Annotated in this window: 15 protein-coding genes; all 15 read left to right on the top strand. The window is 33.9% G+C overall.

From position 1 onward, the window contains the following. Window positions 1-121 precede the first annotated feature (121 nt). The 15 genes from T1L09_RS00985 to T1L09_RS00915 all read left to right on the top strand — a co-directional run bounded on the left by T1L09_RS00985 (window position 122) and on the right by T1L09_RS00915 (window position 15,334). Window positions 122-646: an ArsR family transcriptional regulator gene (locus T1L09_RS00985; RefSeq protein ID WP_322549071.1), complete on the top strand. Its 525-nt coding sequence runs from the start codon at window positions 122-124 to the stop codon at window positions 644-646. A gap of 134 nt (window positions 647-780) precedes the next feature. After that, window positions 781-2,073: a nucleotide sugar dehydrogenase gene (locus T1L09_RS00980; RefSeq protein WP_322549070.1), complete on the top strand. Its 1,293-nt coding sequence runs from the start codon at window positions 781-783 to the stop codon at window positions 2,071-2,073. 10 nt (window positions 2,074-2,083) lie between these two features. After that, a complete protein-coding gene (gene wecB / locus T1L09_RS00975) occupies window positions 2,084-3,208 on the top strand; it encodes a non-hydrolyzing UDP-N-acetylglucosamine 2-epimerase (RefSeq protein ID WP_322549069.1) in 1,125 nt (374 codons plus the stop codon). Further along, a complete protein-coding gene (locus T1L09_RS00970) occupies window positions 3,202-4,488 on the top strand; it encodes an oligosaccharide flippase family protein (RefSeq protein ID WP_322549068.1) in 1,287 nt (428 codons plus the stop codon). The genes wecB and T1L09_RS00970 overlap by 7 nt, the downstream gene beginning before the upstream one ends. Then, the gene (locus tag T1L09_RS00965; RefSeq protein ID WP_322549067.1) at window positions 4,485-5,696 is read left to right on the top strand and encodes a glycosyltransferase; all 1,212 of its coding nucleotides are present in this window, start codon (window positions 4,485-4,487) and stop codon (window positions 5,694-5,696) included. Before T1L09_RS00970 ends, T1L09_RS00965 begins: the two co-directional genes overlap by 4 nt. Continuing rightward, window positions 5,693-6,856, top strand: a complete 1,164-nt coding sequence (locus T1L09_RS00960) for a glycosyltransferase family 4 protein (RefSeq protein ID WP_322549066.1) — start codon at window positions 5,693-5,695, stop codon at window positions 6,854-6,856. Before T1L09_RS00965 ends, T1L09_RS00960 begins: the two co-directional genes overlap by 4 nt. Continuing rightward, entirely contained in the window at window positions 6,831-8,060 is a 1,230-nt protein-coding gene (locus tag T1L09_RS00955; protein ID WP_322549065.1) for an O-antigen ligase family protein, read from the top strand. The genes T1L09_RS00960 and T1L09_RS00955 overlap by 26 nt, the downstream gene beginning before the upstream one ends. 183 nt (window positions 8,061-8,243) lie before the next feature. Next, a complete protein-coding gene (locus T1L09_RS00950; protein ID WP_322549064.1) occupies window positions 8,244-9,416 on the top strand; it encodes a glycosyltransferase in 1,173 nt (390 codons plus the stop codon). Next, complete coding sequence (locus T1L09_RS00945) at window positions 9,413-10,561, top strand: glycosyltransferase family 4 protein (RefSeq protein ID WP_322549063.1); 1,149 nt, start codon at window positions 9,413-9,415, stop codon at window positions 10,559-10,561. Before T1L09_RS00950 ends, T1L09_RS00945 begins: the two co-directional genes overlap by 4 nt. Beyond that, window positions 10,554-11,159 (top strand): sugar transferase, encoded by a 606-nt coding sequence (locus T1L09_RS00940; protein ID WP_322549062.1) that lies wholly within the window; start codon window positions 10,554-10,556, stop codon window positions 11,157-11,159. The genes T1L09_RS00945 and T1L09_RS00940 overlap by 8 nt, the downstream gene beginning before the upstream one ends. Window positions 11,160-11,372: 213 nt before the next feature. Next, complete coding sequence (locus tag T1L09_RS00935) at window positions 11,373-11,594, top strand: hypothetical protein (protein ID WP_322549060.1); 222 nt, start codon at window positions 11,373-11,375, stop codon at window positions 11,592-11,594. Further along, entirely contained in the window at window positions 11,591-12,313 is a 723-nt protein-coding gene (locus T1L09_RS00930; protein WP_322549059.1) for an ATPase, read from the top strand. The genes T1L09_RS00935 and T1L09_RS00930 overlap by 4 nt, the downstream gene beginning before the upstream one ends. Before the next feature lie 124 nt (window positions 12,314-12,437). Next, a complete protein-coding gene (locus T1L09_RS00925) occupies window positions 12,438-13,052 on the top strand; it encodes an acetyltransferase (RefSeq protein ID WP_322549058.1) in 615 nt (204 codons plus the stop codon). After that, window positions 13,049-13,633 (top strand): sugar transferase, encoded by a 585-nt coding sequence (locus T1L09_RS00920; RefSeq protein WP_322549057.1) that lies wholly within the window; start codon window positions 13,049-13,051, stop codon window positions 13,631-13,633. Before T1L09_RS00925 ends, T1L09_RS00920 begins: the two co-directional genes overlap by 4 nt. Before the next feature lie 966 nt (window positions 13,634-14,599). Then, on the top strand, window positions 14,600-15,334 hold the full coding sequence (locus T1L09_RS00915; protein WP_322549056.1) for a tyrosine-protein phosphatase: 735 nt from the start codon (window positions 14,600-14,602) through the stop codon (window positions 15,332-15,334). Window positions 15,335-15,348 lie beyond the last annotated feature (14 nt).

Below are 15,348 nucleotides of genomic sequence, written 5' to 3'. Positions count from 1 at the left end.
CTTCCTTGGGGGCTAGGGGGCTTGGGGGACTTTCTTCGCAAGGCTTCCCTTCATCGAAAAAACACTCCCTACATCGATTAAACCACAAAATCCCTTTCCCAATTAAAATTAATGAGTACTTTTGTTATTCATTAAAACCGCAATGCTCAACGAACTCATTACGTCTAAAACCCGCCTGCAGCTGCTTGTGAAATTCTTCATTAGTGCCGCGAATTCAGGGTATTTGCGTGGTTTGGCTTTGGAAATGAGTGAAAATACGAACGCCATTCGTAAGGAATTAAATCATTTAAGTGAGGCCGGTTACATCCTACGGGATGCGGCCGAAACCAAAATCATGTACCGTGCGAATATCCATCATCCGTTATTTGCTACCCTACAACAATTGGTGCGCAAGCATTTGGGCATTGATCAAATCATCACGCAAGTGCTTGATCGTATGGGTGCTGTGTCTAAAATATATCTAATTGGCGATTATGCACAAGGTATTGATTCGGGCACCATCAAAGTGGTGGTAGAAGGTGAAGATGTGAATCAGGCGTATTTGGAGCAATTGGCCCCGAAAATACAACAAGAAATTAAAAAAGAAGTACAGTTTACGGTTACGACTGATTTTATCGGGGAGGGTTTGTTGATTTTTGAAGAGTGAGAAGCGAGGAGTGTAGCGATGCCGTTTTAAAACCTCATAAAGAAAAATGTCTACTTGGAATTGTACTCCCGCAAGCGAGACAAGCAATCGAGGGGACTTTAGGGGTGTAGCAATATTGATTTAAAAATAAAAATATGAATAAAATAGCAATTATCGGATTAGGATATGTAGGCTTACCCTTAGCACGCCTTTTCGCTACAAAATATCCAGTAGTAGGATTTGATATTAATGAAGCACGAATTGCGGCTTTGCGTGGGGGTACGGACAGTACGCTAGAAATTTCAGATGAAGTTTTGCAAGCTGTGTTGGTTTCTGACTTTGTCAGTTCGAGCGGAGTCGAGAATCCCACTGGTTTGTTGTGCTCTTCTAATTTAGAAGCTATTGCAGACTGCACCACTTATATTGTTACCGTGCCTACGCCCGTAGACAAAAACAACCGTCCCGATTTAACACCTTTGTACAAAGCGAGTGAAACGGTGGGTAAGGTATTGAAAAAAGGAGACCTCGTTATCTATGAGTCTACGGTTTATCCGGGGGTTACGGAGGAAGAATGTGTACCGGTTTTGGAACGCGTTTCGGGTTTGACCTTTAACGTCGATTTCTTTGCAGGCTATTCGCCCGAGCGTATCAATCCGGGAGATAAAGAACATACGGTAGAAAAAATATTGAAAGTTACGGCGGGTTCTACGCCAGAAATCGGCCAGCGTGTCGATGCCTTATATAAAAGTGTGATTTCGGCCGGAACGTATTTGGCGCCTACGATTAAAGTGGCGGAAGCGGCGAAAGTAATTGAAAATTCTCAGCGCGATATTAACATTGCGTTTGTGAACGAATTGGCTAAGATTTTTAACTTGTTAGACATCAATACCCACGATGTGTTGGAAGCGGCAGGAACCAAATGGAACTTTTTACCCTTCAAACCGGGATTAGTGGGCGGTCATTGCATTGGAGTGGATCCATATTATTTGGCGCAAAAAGCCCAAGAAAAAGGCTATCATCCTGAGATTATCTTGGCCGGTCGTCGTTTGAACGACAGCATGGGCGACTATGTGGCGTCGCAAGTGGTGAAATGCATGATTAAAAAAGGCGTGGCGGTAAACGGTGCAAACTTATTGATGCTGGGCATCACCTTCAAAGAAAACTGTCCCGATGTGCGCAACACCAAGATCGTAGATGTGGTAGCGGCTTTGGCAGACTACGGCATTCAAGTAACGATTTTCGACCCTTGGGCAAATCCCGCAGAAGTGATGCATGAATATAAACTGAACTGTGTGACAACTATACCGAAGCAATCGTTTGATGCGGTAGTGTTGGGCGTAGCACACCAAGAATTCTTAGCACTAGACTTACCAAACTTGCTGAAAGAAAACAGTGTGTTGTATGATGTGAAAGGGGTTTTGAAAGGAAATGTGGATGGGAAATTGTAATTTAACTGTTATGAAAAAAAATTTAATTGTATTTGGAACAAGACCTGAAGCCATAAAAATGGCTCCTTTGGTAAAAGAGTTTTTAAAAGATAAAAATAACTTCGATACTCGTGTTTGCGTAACAGCGCAACACAGGGAAATGCTAGATCAAGTTTTAGATTTTTTTGAAATAACACCTGATTATGATTTGGATTTAATGAAACCCAATCAGAATTTATATACTCTTACAACAGATATTATTTTAGGTTTAAAACCAATTTTAGATGATTTTAAACCAGATTTTGTATATGTGCATGGAGATACAACAACAACAATGGCTGCGAGTATTTCTGCATTTTATGCTGGTGCAAAAGTTTGTCATGTAGAAGCTGGTTTAAGAACTCATAATAAATATTCTCCGTTCCCAGAAGAAATTAATAGACAAGTAACAGGTAGGATAGCGGATATTCATTTCGCACCAACTATAACTTCTAAAGAAAATTTACTTTTAGAAAATATTTCTGACTCTTCAATATTAATTACTGGAAATACAGTAATTGATGCACTTTTACAAAGTTCAGATAAAGTTAGTAAAATTCAAAATGGAGAAATTGAATTCTTAAAAGAAACTTTAGATTTTACTAAAAAAATAATATTAGTTACTGGCCATAGAAGAGAAAATCACGGTGAAGGATTCATTAATATTTGTGCTGCCCTTAAAGAAATTGCAGTTACAAATCCTGAGGTTCAAATTATTTATCCGGTACATTTGAATCCTAATGTTAAGAAACCCGTTTATGAAATTTTAGGTGGTGTGTCAAATATTAAACTTATAGATCCCTTGGCTTATCCTGCATTTGTATGGTTAATGAATAAATCTTACATAATCATAACTGATAGTGGTGGTGTGCAAGAAGAAGCTCCAAGTTTAGGAAAGCCCGTGCTTGTTATGAGAGATACTACGGAAAGACCTGAGGCAGTTGAAGCGGGAACCGTTATTTTGGTGGGTACTGATAAAGAGAAAATAGTTTCAGAATGTTTAAATTTATTAAACGATTCGGATAAATATCAAGACATGAGTGCTTTGCACAATCCTTATGGAGATGGAAAAGCTTGTGAAAGAATAGTAGATTTTATAAAATATTTTGAATGCTAAAGCAAAGCTTTATATTAATATTTGGTAAAATAGTAGCCGCTGCATTAGGTTTAGTGTCAGGTATATTTTTAGCCAGAATATTAGGGCCCGAGAAATTAGGACAATATCAGATATTTATTTCTACACAAACAGTTCTAATAACAGCAGTAACTTTGGGTATTGGTAACTCATCAATTTATTTTATAAATAAGAATAAAATTACTGAAAAAGCTGTTGTCTCCTCATTTCTGAAAATTTTTATAATTTTAGCAATTATAAGCTGTATTGTATTTTACATAATTGTTTATAATAGCACGGATTATTTTGGCAAGATAGAAAAGGGAGGGTTTATTCTATTTTTATTAGGAACCGCTTCACTAATTATTATATCGATATTAAGGCCTATATTATTTGTAAGAAAAAAAGTTTTACAAATAACATGGATAAATTTATTACCGTCAATATTTCTTATAATTGGTGTTATTGGCTTAGTAATTGTTCAAAAACTAAGTGTTTTTAATGTTTTGTCTATTTGGGGTATAGGTAACTTTATTGCCTTGATTTTCTCGCTTTTATATCACAAACATAATATTTCTTTTAATGAAAAAATAAAGTTAAAAAACATATTGGATGTTAGTTTTTACGGAATTAAATTATCAGCATCTAATTTATTATTTATATTAATAAGTAATACTTCTATTTTTTTTATTAATAAAATTTCAGTAGGTGGCTTCGCAGACGTAGGATTATATTCAAGAGCTATTGCAATTAGTTCAATTGTTTATATGATTCCTACTGCAGTAGGACCTTTATTATTTTCGAGATGGTCCGCAAACTTGGATAAAAAAGAGTACAAAAATGAAATTCAAAAAACATTACGAGTTTTCAATACGCTTTCGATTGTTGTCATAATAATTGGAATAATCTTTAGCAATAATATCCTACAAATCTTGTACGGAATTGAATTTATAAGTGCTCATAATACTTTAATAATTTTATTATTATCGTTGATGTTTCAAGTTAGAAGTGAAGTGTTTAATAACTATTTAGCATCACAAGGAAAGGCTATGCTAACGATGTACTCATTATTAATTACATTTTTTTTTATCATTGTTGGAAATATGATTTTAATACCAATTTATGGGATTAGTGGAGCAGCAATAGCAGTACTGATTAGCTCAATTGTAAATTCATTAATATTATATTTGTTTGTTAATAAAGAAATTAAGATCGGTTTTATTAATAGTCTTTTCATAAATAAAGAAGATTTGAATTATTTAGTTAAAAAAATAAAATTATGAATGTAGGAATTGTTTCAACATGGTTTGAAAGAGGAGCCGCGTATGTTTCTAAAACATTTGAAGATGTTTTGTCTCAAGACGATGAAATAAAGATATTTATATATGCAAGAGGAGGAGAGGAGTATGCGAAACAAGATTCTAAATGGGACAAAGAAAATGTCTATTGGGGTAAGATTAGAATTTGTCCTTTTTCTAGTACGGTAATCGAAAAATCTGATTTTCTTAAATGGATAAACAAATATGAAATAGAACTTATAATATTTAATGAACAGCATTGGTTCCAACCTTTGTTGTGGTGCAAAGAATTAGGCATAAGAACAGTTGCTTACATTGATTATTACACGGAAGAAACTATACCGTTGTTCGATATTTATGATAGTTTAATTTGTAATACCAAAAGACACCTCTCAGCTTTCGAAAGACATAATAATGCAATATATTTACCTTGGGGAACACAAGTTAATGTCTTTAAACAAACTGATACAAATTTAGTTAATAAAGATTATGTGACTTTTTTTCATTCTTGTGGTTGGGATACATATAGGAAAGGCACAGATTTATTACTAGAAGCTTATGACAAGACTGCTAACTTTTCAAAATTAGTAATTCATACACAAAATGAAATTACAAACCCTAATTTATTACAAATAATAGAAAGATTAAAATTAAAAAATAAAATCGATATAATTACAAAAACAGTGCATGCTCCCGGATTGTTTTTCAAGGGAGATATTTATGTTTATCCTTCACGATTAGAGGGAATAGGACTAACAATAGCTGAAGCTATTTCATCAGGACTAGGTGTTGTTGTTCCAAATAATGCACCTATGAATGAATTTGCATTTGAAAGTAATTCACAATTGATAAATATCAATCGACTATATGCTAGATTAGATGGTTATTACTGGCCAAAGTGTGAAGTTGACATAGACCACTTAGCAAAAATATTAGATGAATTAGCAGAAAACAAATCAAAAGTTTCCGAAATGAAAATAGCATCTCGGAAGATTGCCGAAGAAAAATTAGACGTTAATAAAAATTTTGCTAATCTAAGTATTTTGCTCAAAAAAGTTAAATTTAATGAAGCTAGTAAAGATTTAATTCAACTTATTAATGATTATGATAACAAAGGATTCAAAAGGTTCGGTAAATATTATTTAAGATTTTATCCAATTTTTAATACGATAAGAAATTACACTAAAAAATGATTTATAAAGTATTAGTCGGAAATGAACATGGCGGAGCTGCAGCATCTTCTAAAGCTATATTAGATAATTTTATTGGGAAAGATAATTTCAAAGTTTTGTTTTTATGTAATAGTAGGTTTTCTAAATTATTTAAAAACAAAAGCGTCATCAGTTTAAATTCTTTTGAACCACCCATAATAGGTTCAAGTAATTTTGTTTTAAAAGCAATACAAAACATAAAGTTTGTTGTTTGGATTATAATTACAACTTATATTTTAACTATGTCCATAAGAAAACATAAAGTGAAAGTTATACATACAACAAATAACCATGCATTATTAATATGTTTACTTTGCAAATTATTAAATCCTAAACTATATATTATATCTCATTGGAGATGTGTGGGTTTAGCTAGTTCAAATCAATATCAGTTTCTCTTAAAAAAAATAGATAAAGTAATCTGTATTAGCTTAGTTGTTAAATCATCGCTACCTATGGATTTACAATTAAAAAGTACTGTAATTTATAATGGCGTAGATGTGCATTCTATTTATAAAGAAAATATTAAAAATAAAAGTAAGTTGTCACATTTATTGAATCTAAACGAGGGTAATATTTTATTAGGTACAATAGGTTCTTTTACACCTATAAAATGTCATGATTTAATTATAAATTGTTTTATCGAAAACAAGTTAGATAGTAACATAAAAGTAGTTCTTATTGGCTCCTGTCCAAATCAAGATAGTGTTAGGTATTTAAAATATCTTAAAAACAAAGTTTCAAATAATGATTTGCAAGATCAAATTTATTTTTTAGAAGATCATAATATCTATCCTCCAAAAAATTATATTGCTAATTTGGATTTGTTTATTGGAGCCACTTGGAATAATGGATTAGGAGAAGGGTTTGGTTTAATTTATGTGGAGTCTATGGCCGCAAAAGTTCCAGTATTAGCAATTGATGTTGGAGCAGCAGGAGAAATCATAAAAGATGGAGTTAGCGGATATTTGATTTCTTCAAATTCTACGAACGAACTATTTAGTAAAATTAATAAAATTGATTTTAACAGAATTAGCGATATAAAAAATAATGCGTTTGATGCGGCTTTGAATAAGTTTGATATTAGTTGTACATTGTTAAAATTAACTGAGTTATATGAAGAGTACGCCATCACTAATTAAAATTATATACTTTTTCCTATTCCCTCTTTTGTTAGCTTATCCTAACAAATTATTTGAAGGAACATACATTAATTATATATATATATTCGTCTGTTTTGGATTAAGCTTATTCTTAAATAGAAATAAAAGTTTCCAATCTAATAAAATAATTTCTTTTTTTTGGTGGCTATTTTTATTAGTTTTGGTTGCAAATGTTTTTTCTTCTGTCTTATCTTATAATATTGATATTTCCGATTACATTGCGTCTACATTGAGATACCTATCTTTTTTTATATTGACATTATTCTTGTTTATTAGTACAAAAAGCAAACATGATTTCTTATTTTGGATTAAATCTTTTTTACTTGGATTTTCTTTAAGTTTAATTATTATTGTATTAGACTCTTATAAAATAGGATTTATTGAACCTACTTTCAAAATTACTACATTTGAATCTCAAGAAACTTTAGATATTTATTTTAGAGCGTATGGAGCTTATTTGTCTCCTATTTCGGCTGGTGTTTTTTTGTTGAATACATTTGTAATCGTAAACACAACAATGCTTTATATTAATTTTAAGAGATGGACATCAACGTTCTTATACTGTATTTTATTTTTAATAATTATATGTATATTTATGACAGCTAGTCGAACAGCACTTTTAGGTCTCTTCATTTATCTGTTATTAATAGCTCTTAAATCTAAAAATAGAATTAAGATTTTAATTATATTTTTAATAGCAGGTGTTTTTATCTATTACTCGGGTATCATAGATGTTTATCTAGATAATATTCTATTAAGAAATGAAAGAGAGTCTGAAATTAGCAATAATTTGTTAGAAGGATCAGGTAGAATTGATACTTTTTTTAATTCTTTAAAACTATATTTAGACTGGCGTACATTATTTTTTGGAGTGGGGCCTTCAGAGTATTCAGAAGGAGATGATTTATACTCATTTGCTCATAATGGTTTTCTTTCTTTAATTCTCTGTTATGGACTTTTAGGTGTAATATGTTTCCTTAACTTGTTATCTTTTATTTATAGCAAAATTGCTACAAATACAGTTTCAAAAAAAATTTTTATAGATTATATTTCCGTTAACGCTGTATGTTTTATTACTTCTGATGGTCCAGTTACATATTTTTGGATAGTTAATTTCATCGTGTTCTTGTTTTTTATATATAAGTTTAACTATATTAAAGATGTTAATGTGAATTTTAGATAATTATTATTATCCAGCAAAAAGAAGCTAATTTTGCGGGTAATTTACAGTTGTATTTATGGTAGAATGTTTGAAATTAAAAAAAATCGCAAGTTTTCAAAATGCTACATAAGCAAAGGGGTACGGTCTAATAAAAAAATGTTAATACCATTACTTTAAATAAGAAATTAAAAATTAAATTTTAAAATGAAACTATTTTTTATAACTGATGCACGCTTTTATCAAACACCAGATGGCAATATCTATTCAGGTGAGTTTTCATTCTCAGATATTTTATGGAGAAGATATAAACAGCAATTTTTTGAAATTTATGTATTAGCTAGACTGTTTTATGTAGAAGATTTTGTAAAAGAAGAAAACAAAATTACAGAGGTTACAATTCTACCGATTGAAGCTTTCGAATCCTCGACAAGTTTTTTAACTCTTCGCAATAAAATAAAAAATGTAATTAGTTTATATTTTAATGAACATCAGCCTCATGCAGTAATAATTCGTGGAGCTGGATCAATAGGGTATCTAGCTTCCAGATATTGTATTGCAATAAATATGTCATATGGAATAGAAGTTATAGGAGACCCTTATGATGTTTTTGCACCAGGTGTGATTAAACATCCACTACGTGCAGTATTGCGTCGATTATTTACTTATTATCAAAAAAAAGCAGTATATAATGCTTCTTCGGTAATTTATGTAACTCAAAATAAATTGCAAACTAGATATCCGTCAAATCCTAAAGCATTTCAAACCTACGCATCAGATGTTGCAATAAATGAAGTAGTTAGAAATGTAAAAAAGATTAATAATTATTACCTTGTAAAGCTAATTAGCGTTGGTTCTTTAGAACAAATGTATAAAGGACCAGATATTCTTTTAAAAGCTGTTAAATTATTAGTTGATAAAAATATAAAAGTTTCTCTTACATGGCTAGGGCATGGTACACATTTACAAGAAATGGCAGCATTAGCAGATAATTTAGATATCGGTAATTATGTAGATTTTAAAGGATCTGTGGATAATGAAACTCTCATAAAAGATTTAGATGAATCAGATATTTTTGTACTAGCTTCAAGAACCGAAGGATTACCTAGGGCAATTGTAGAAGCAATGGCAAGATCATTACCTTGTATAGGGAGTAATGTTGGTGGTATACCAGAATTAGTAAATACAAAATTATTATTTGATGTGGAGAATAGTAAACAATTAGCAGATAAAATTGAATTGTTAATTAGCGATGCTAATTTTTATGAGAAAATGTCTGACTATAGCATAAAGAAAGCTACAAATTTTAGTCCTTCTGTTTTAGATAAAAGAAGAAACAGCTTTTTTGAGTCACTGGTGAAAAATAAAAATTATCGATGAAAATAATCCGCACTGCTACCGTCCCTATGTCTTTAAACTACCTTTTAAAAGGTCAGTTGCATTTTCTGAACCAGCATTTTGAAGTAGTGGCTGTTTCTGGAGACGATAATCATTTGCGTGAAGTAGCAGAAAGAGAACAGGTGCGGGTAGTGCCTTTGAGTATGCAACGTGCAATTCGTCCGTTTCACGATTTGGTTTCTTTATTGCGCTTGTATTGGTTGTTTAAAACAGAGCGTCCTCAAATAGTACATTCCATAACCCCAAAAGCGGGTTTGCTCACCATGGTGGCTGCAAAATATGCCGGCGTTCCGGTGCGCATACATACTTTTACCGGATTGATTTTTCCAACCAAAACGGGCATTCTTAAAAAGCTACTCATTTTTATGGACATGATTTTGTGCAAACACGCGACTCATATTTATCCAGAAGGGAATGGGGTTAAAATGGATTTGATCAACTATAAAATCACCAAGAAACCTTTAAAAGTTATAGCCAACGGAAATGTAAACGGAATTGACCTAGTCTATTTTACCTTAGAGCAAGTCACAACAACACAACAAAACCAATTAAAACAAGACCTGGGAATAGTATCCGAAGATTTTGTCTTTATTTTTGTGGGAAGATTAGTTAGTGATAAAGGAATTAATGAATTGGTGGAAGCTTTTAAAGCAGTAAACCGTTTTGTGCCAAATACAAAATTACTGTTGGTAGGCCCTTTTGAAGCCGAATTAGATCCCTTGTTCCCTGAAACTTTAAAAGAAATTCAAGACAATAAAGCTATACTAAGTGTTGGTTTTCAAAATGACGTGCGCCCTTATTTTGCAATTGCCAATGCATTAGTCTTCCCTAGTTATAGAGAAGGGTTTCCCAATGTAGTAATGCAAGCTGGCGCGATGGGCTTGCCCAGTATTGTCAGCGATATTAATGGGTGTAATGAAATTATAGTGGAAAACCACAACGGAATGATTATTCCCGTTAAAAATACAAAAGCTATCTTTGAAGCGATGAAAGAAATGATTGAAAACAAAACGCTTTACAACGAAATGAAGCAAAATGCAAGAAAAAGAATTGCAGCTAATTATGAACAAAAAGTAGTTTGGAACGCCATTTTAAAGGAATATAAAAGCTTAGAAAAAAATGTATAAATCCTGCTTCAAAAGACTCCTAGATTTCTTTGCGGCCTTAATCGGATTGCTTGTTTTAAGCCCTATTTTTGCAGTAGCGACCGTAGGCTTGTTTTTTGCCAATAATGGAAAACCTTTTTTCTTGCAAACCCGTCCAGGCAAAGACGAGCGACTTTTTCAAATCATCAAGTTCAAAACCATGAACGACAAGAAAGACGCTGACGGGAATTTATTTCCAGACGCAGCACGCTTAACTCCAATAGGAAGCTTTGTGCGAAAAACCTCTTTGGATGAAATTCCACAGTTGCTAAATGTATTGAAGGGCGACATGAGTTTGATAGGGCCCAGGCCATTATTGATACAATACTTACCGTTGTATGATGCGGTTCAAAAAAAACGCCACAACATCCGCCCCGGCATCACCGGTTGGGCACAAGTCAACGGCAGGAACGCTATTAGTTGGGAACAAAAATTTGCGTATGATGTTTGGTATGTAGAAAATTGTAGTTTTGTTTTAGATATAAAAATACTAGTTTTAACGGTGAAAAAAGTATTCAAAAGCGAAGGCATTAGTCAGGAGGGCGAAGTAACAATGGAGGTTTTTAAAGGAAATCAATAAAATAATATAATTTCAAAGGTGTTTTATAGTGGCCTTTGCTCAGATGGGCTATCAAATAAAACCAATTGCAAGACTTTCTAGATTGTTAATATGTTGTATATTTGAATTATAAAGTAGTGTACTTATGAAATGAGCATAATGAGAATGAGATGCAAACCCCGATGAAGATAAGCGAATTACATATGACCGATAAAAAACAATAAATAGCTACATATGAAAGAAGTAGAATTAAACATAGAAAATCTAAAAAAAATACAAAGTAGTGCCGTGCAAAATGCCGTTCGAGAGAACAAGGCTTTGGGCTTAATGTATCGCAAAATTGAGAATAATATGTTAGTCGAAGTAGGTACTGATGGCATTGTAACCGTTATTGGTAAGCCAAAATTCACTATGGTAAAAGTATTGCAAAAAACATTTAAACTGAAAAAAAAGTGAAACGTTTTAGAATGTTTGCCGGACCCAATGGTTCTGGAAAGTCTACCTTAATTGAAGAAATTGACAAACAGTATAACGTGGGGTTTTTTATTAATGCAGATGTAATTCAAAACACTTTTGCCAAACAGCATTTTATTGATTGTGCAGACTTTCTTCCGCTACTCCCCACCCAATCCGATTGGAATAATTTCAAACAAAAAATTCAAGAAGTTGACACTAGGGTTAGTGTTGAGGTACTTTCTACTCTAACAATAAAGGAAGGAATTATGATAGCTGAAACCAATATTGATAGCTATACTTCGGCTATAATTGCCGATTTTTTCAGGAATATTCTTTTATACACTGACGCCTCTTTTTCATTTGAAACCGTTATGTCGTTTCCTGCTAAAGTATCATTTTTAAAAAAGGTAAAAGAGCAAGGATTCAAAACATACCTCTATTTTATTTGTACTAGTGACCCTTTAATAAACAGCAATAGAGTTCAGGTTCGGGTGGAAAAAGGAGGACATGATGTACAAGCGGATAAAATAGAAAGCCGCTACTACAAATCGTTAGCATTGCTTGCAGAAGCTTTTTTAGCTGCTGATAGAGCTTTTGTAATTGACAGTTCAATAGACGAAGAAAGAATGATTTTAGTAGAAAAGAATGGGGATGACATAGAAATATTTAGCAATGAAATTCCACAATGGATTCAAATGTATTTATTAGATAAAATTTAATCCTTTAGTAATAAATAGACTAGGTTTTAAAAGAGGTAAACTATTTCAAACTTTAAAAAAGCAACTTTTTTCAAGAAGGCGAAGTAACGCTAGAAGTTTTTAAAGGATCAAAATAAAAAGAAGCATGGAACAGCAAGTATATATTTTTGGAGCAAGTGGCCACGCCAAAGTGGTGCTGGATGTATTATTTTCCCAAAACATACAAGTAACGGCTGTTTTAGACGATCACCCAAAAGTAACGGAATTGTTACATATTCTTGTTGGACTTCCTTCAAGCTTTTCGCTTTCTCCTAAAAGTACTTTTATCGTTGCCGTTGGTGCAAATGCCATTCGAAAGAAGATTGTAAACAGTCATGATTTTAATTATTTTACAGCAGTTCATGCTCATGCCAGTGTTTCTAGTTTTGCCACTTTAGGCGAAGGAACTGTGGTGATGCCTCAAGCAGTCGTCAATGCGGAAAGTCGAATTGGAAAACATTGCATCTTGAATTCCAGAAGTGTGGTAGAACACGATTGTGTTCTGGAGGACTATGTTCACATTTCGCCCAATGCTTCTTTAGCCGGTAACGTTTCGGTAGGCGAAGGCACACACATTGGTATTGGCGCGAGTGTTATTCAGGGCATAACAATAGGCAAATGGGCTACCATTGGTGCAGGAGCTGTAATTATAAAAGACATACCCGATTATGCGGTTGTTGTAGGGAATCCTGGGAAAATAATCAAGCAACACACCCCATGACTTTAAAACGGCTTTTTGACCTATTCTTAGCAGTAGTTGTTTTACTATTATTTAGCTGGCTTCTTTTGCTAGCCTTAGTTTTTGCGAGTATCGACACCCGATCGGTTGGTTTGTTTCTTCAAAAACGAATAGGAAAAGAAGGTCGCCCTTTTTTAATCTATAAAATCAAAACACTCAACGATAGTAGCCAACAAGTTTCAGCCTTCGGGCGATTGCTACGAAAATCAAAAATCGATGAGTTGCCCCAACTATTCAATATTTTAAACGGAACCATGTCGTTTGTGGGCCCCCGCCCCGATATTCCCGGCTACGCCGATCAACTAACCGGAGCAGCCCAAATTATTTTATCGGTTCAACCAGGCGTTACGGGTTTGGCCTCCCTAAAATACCGCAACGAAGAGCAACTCTTAGCTGTACAAGAAAATCCACTACACTACAACGATACGGTCATTTGGCCTGATAAAGTAAGGCTTAATAGTTGGTACGTACACCACCAAAGCTTTTTACTGGATTTGAAAATTTTATTTTATACGTTTTTTCCTTTTCCTTTTGATGCGGATCGGGTGGTGGGGAAGTTGTAGGTTGTGAGTTGTTTGTTGTCAGTTGTCTGTTCGCAAACTACGCAAACAAACTTGTCATCTTGTAAGGATCTCACGCGAACCATTTCCGTAATCTTGTCATTTCCCCCTTTGGGGGTTAGGGGGCTTTTCCGCAATCTTGTCATTTCCCCCTTCGGGGTAAGGGGGCTTTTCCGCAATCTTGTCATTTCCCCCTTCGGGGCTAGGGGGCTTTTCCGCAATCTTGTCATTTCCCCCTTCGGGGGCTAGGGGGCTTTTCCGCAATCTTGTCATTTCCCCCTTCGGGGGTTAGGGGGCTTTTCCGCAATCTTGTTCTGTTCCCCCTTCGGAGGCTAGGGGGCTTTTCCGTAACCTTGTCATTTCCCCCTTCGGGGGCTAGGGGCTTTTGCGCAATCTTGTTCCCCTCTTCTAGAGGGTGCCCGAAGGGCGGGGTGTTCCATGGCAAATTGCACGCTCTCTTAACACCCCCAAAGGCCACTAAAGAGTACACTCCTTCAAATGATTCTTTAGGTTGTTAGGTATTTTAAGATAGTTGTGCTTTTTATTCCATTTTAAATTGCAATCCCCTCTCAACATGCCCAAAGTAAAATAAAGAGTACAATCCTTCAAATTGTTTTTTGTGTTGTCAGGGTTTTGAAGGTGCTTGTTCTTTTTGATAAATTCTAATCGCGGAAACTTTAGCTAGGATTTTTTTTTTAATAATAATCACTTTTACGAAAAATATCCCATAAAACCCGTGGCGAGGAATCCTTACAGGATGACAAGTTGGTGTGAATAGTAGGCGTCATAAGTTGCGAGCGCATTGCTTTCTCTGCACTATTTACTGAACACTCAACACTGAAAACTGACCACTGACCACTGAAAACTGACCACTGAAAACTGACCACTGAAAACTGAACACTGAAAACTGACCACTAATCACCAATCACTTCCAATAAAAATTCGTAATTTTACGGCAAATTAGTAAAGATGTTATCCCTTTTTAAAACAAAACCGAAGTTATTCGAATTAATTCCTGCAGGCTATGTGGACATCCATTCCCACGTGTTGCCCGGCATAGATGATGGTGCGAAAACAGTGCAAGACTCGGAATTTTTGTTGCACAGCATGATGCATCTTGGTTTTTCAAAAGTGATTACAACCCCGCATACTATGGGAAATGTTTGGAACAATACAACAGCTACCATCAATAATGCCTTACAAAAAGTGCAATTGGAAGTAGGAAATGCAGCCCAAACTGCAAATTTACAAGCCGCTTCTGAATATTTCTTAGACGAGCATTTGATGGAATTAGCAGCGCAAGGACCGTTACTAACTTTAAAAGAAAATTATATTTTGGTAGAAATGTCTTATTTGAATGCGCCGCTTCAACTGTATGATTTTTTATTTGAATTGCAATTGAAAGGCTATCAATTAATTTTAGCCCATCCCGAACGCTATTCGTTTTTGCACAACCACAAAAAGGAATATACCAAATTGAAAAAAGCCGGCTGTTTGTTTCAGTTGAATTTACTAGCTATTGTTGGCTATTACGGTAAAGATGTCGCAAATACTGCCGATTATTTGTTAAAAGAAGGACTATACAACTTTGTTGGATCGGACATTCATCACAAATTTCACGTCGAATCTTTTCAAAAGAAAATTATACTTGGCAATCAAAATAGGGTAGAAGAATTGCTAGCGAAGAATCAATTTTTCAAATAAAAAAAGCGATAGCA

The sequence above is a fragment of the Flavobacterium psychraquaticum genome (genome assembly GCF_034497725.1).
In the GTDB taxonomy this organism is placed as follows: Bacteria; Bacteroidota; Bacteroidia; order Flavobacteriales; family Flavobacteriaceae; genus Flavobacterium; species Flavobacterium psychraquaticum.
The sequence above is the reverse complement of the archived record's forward strand: the minus strand, read 5'-3'. Positions and strand labels throughout refer to the sequence as shown.

Excerpts from the sequence above, each read along its gene's own strand:
- T1L09_RS00940 (WP_322549062.1), top strand. The coding sequence starts at position 10,554 with ATGTATAAATCCTGCTTCAAAAGACTCCTAGATTTCTTTGCGGCCTTA.
- T1L09_RS00915 (WP_322549056.1), top strand. The coding sequence starts at position 14,600 with ATGTTATCCCTTTTTAAAACAAAACCGAAGTTATTCGAATTAATTCCT.
- T1L09_RS00935 (WP_322549060.1), top strand. The coding sequence starts at position 11,373 with ATGAAAGAAGTAGAATTAAACATAGAAAATCTAAAAAAAATACAAAGT.
- T1L09_RS00925 (WP_322549058.1), top strand. The coding sequence starts at position 12,438 with ATGGAACAGCAAGTATATATTTTTGGAGCAAGTGGCCACGCCAAAGTG.
- T1L09_RS00965 (WP_322549067.1), top strand. The coding sequence starts at position 4,485 with ATGAATGTAGGAATTGTTTCAACATGGTTTGAAAGAGGAGCCGCGTAT.
- T1L09_RS00970 (WP_322549068.1), top strand. The coding sequence starts at position 3,202 with ATGCTAAAGCAAAGCTTTATATTAATATTTGGTAAAATAGTAGCCGCT.
- T1L09_RS00920 (WP_322549057.1), top strand. The coding sequence starts at position 13,049 with ATGACTTTAAAACGGCTTTTTGACCTATTCTTAGCAGTAGTTGTTTTA.
- T1L09_RS00955 (WP_322549065.1), top strand. The coding sequence starts at position 6,831 with ATGAAGAGTACGCCATCACTAATTAAAATTATATACTTTTTCCTATTC.
- T1L09_RS00950 (WP_322549064.1), top strand. The coding sequence starts at position 8,244 with ATGAAACTATTTTTTATAACTGATGCACGCTTTTATCAAACACCAGAT.
- wecB (WP_322549069.1), top strand. The coding sequence starts at position 2,084 with ATGAAAAAAAATTTAATTGTATTTGGAACAAGACCTGAAGCCATAAAA.
- T1L09_RS00960 (WP_322549066.1), top strand. The coding sequence starts at position 5,693 with ATGATTTATAAAGTATTAGTCGGAAATGAACATGGCGGAGCTGCAGCA.
- T1L09_RS00945 (WP_322549063.1), top strand. The coding sequence starts at position 9,413 with ATGAAAATAATCCGCACTGCTACCGTCCCTATGTCTTTAAACTACCTT.
- T1L09_RS00980 (WP_322549070.1), top strand. The coding sequence starts at position 781 with ATGAATAAAATAGCAATTATCGGATTAGGATATGTAGGCTTACCCTTA.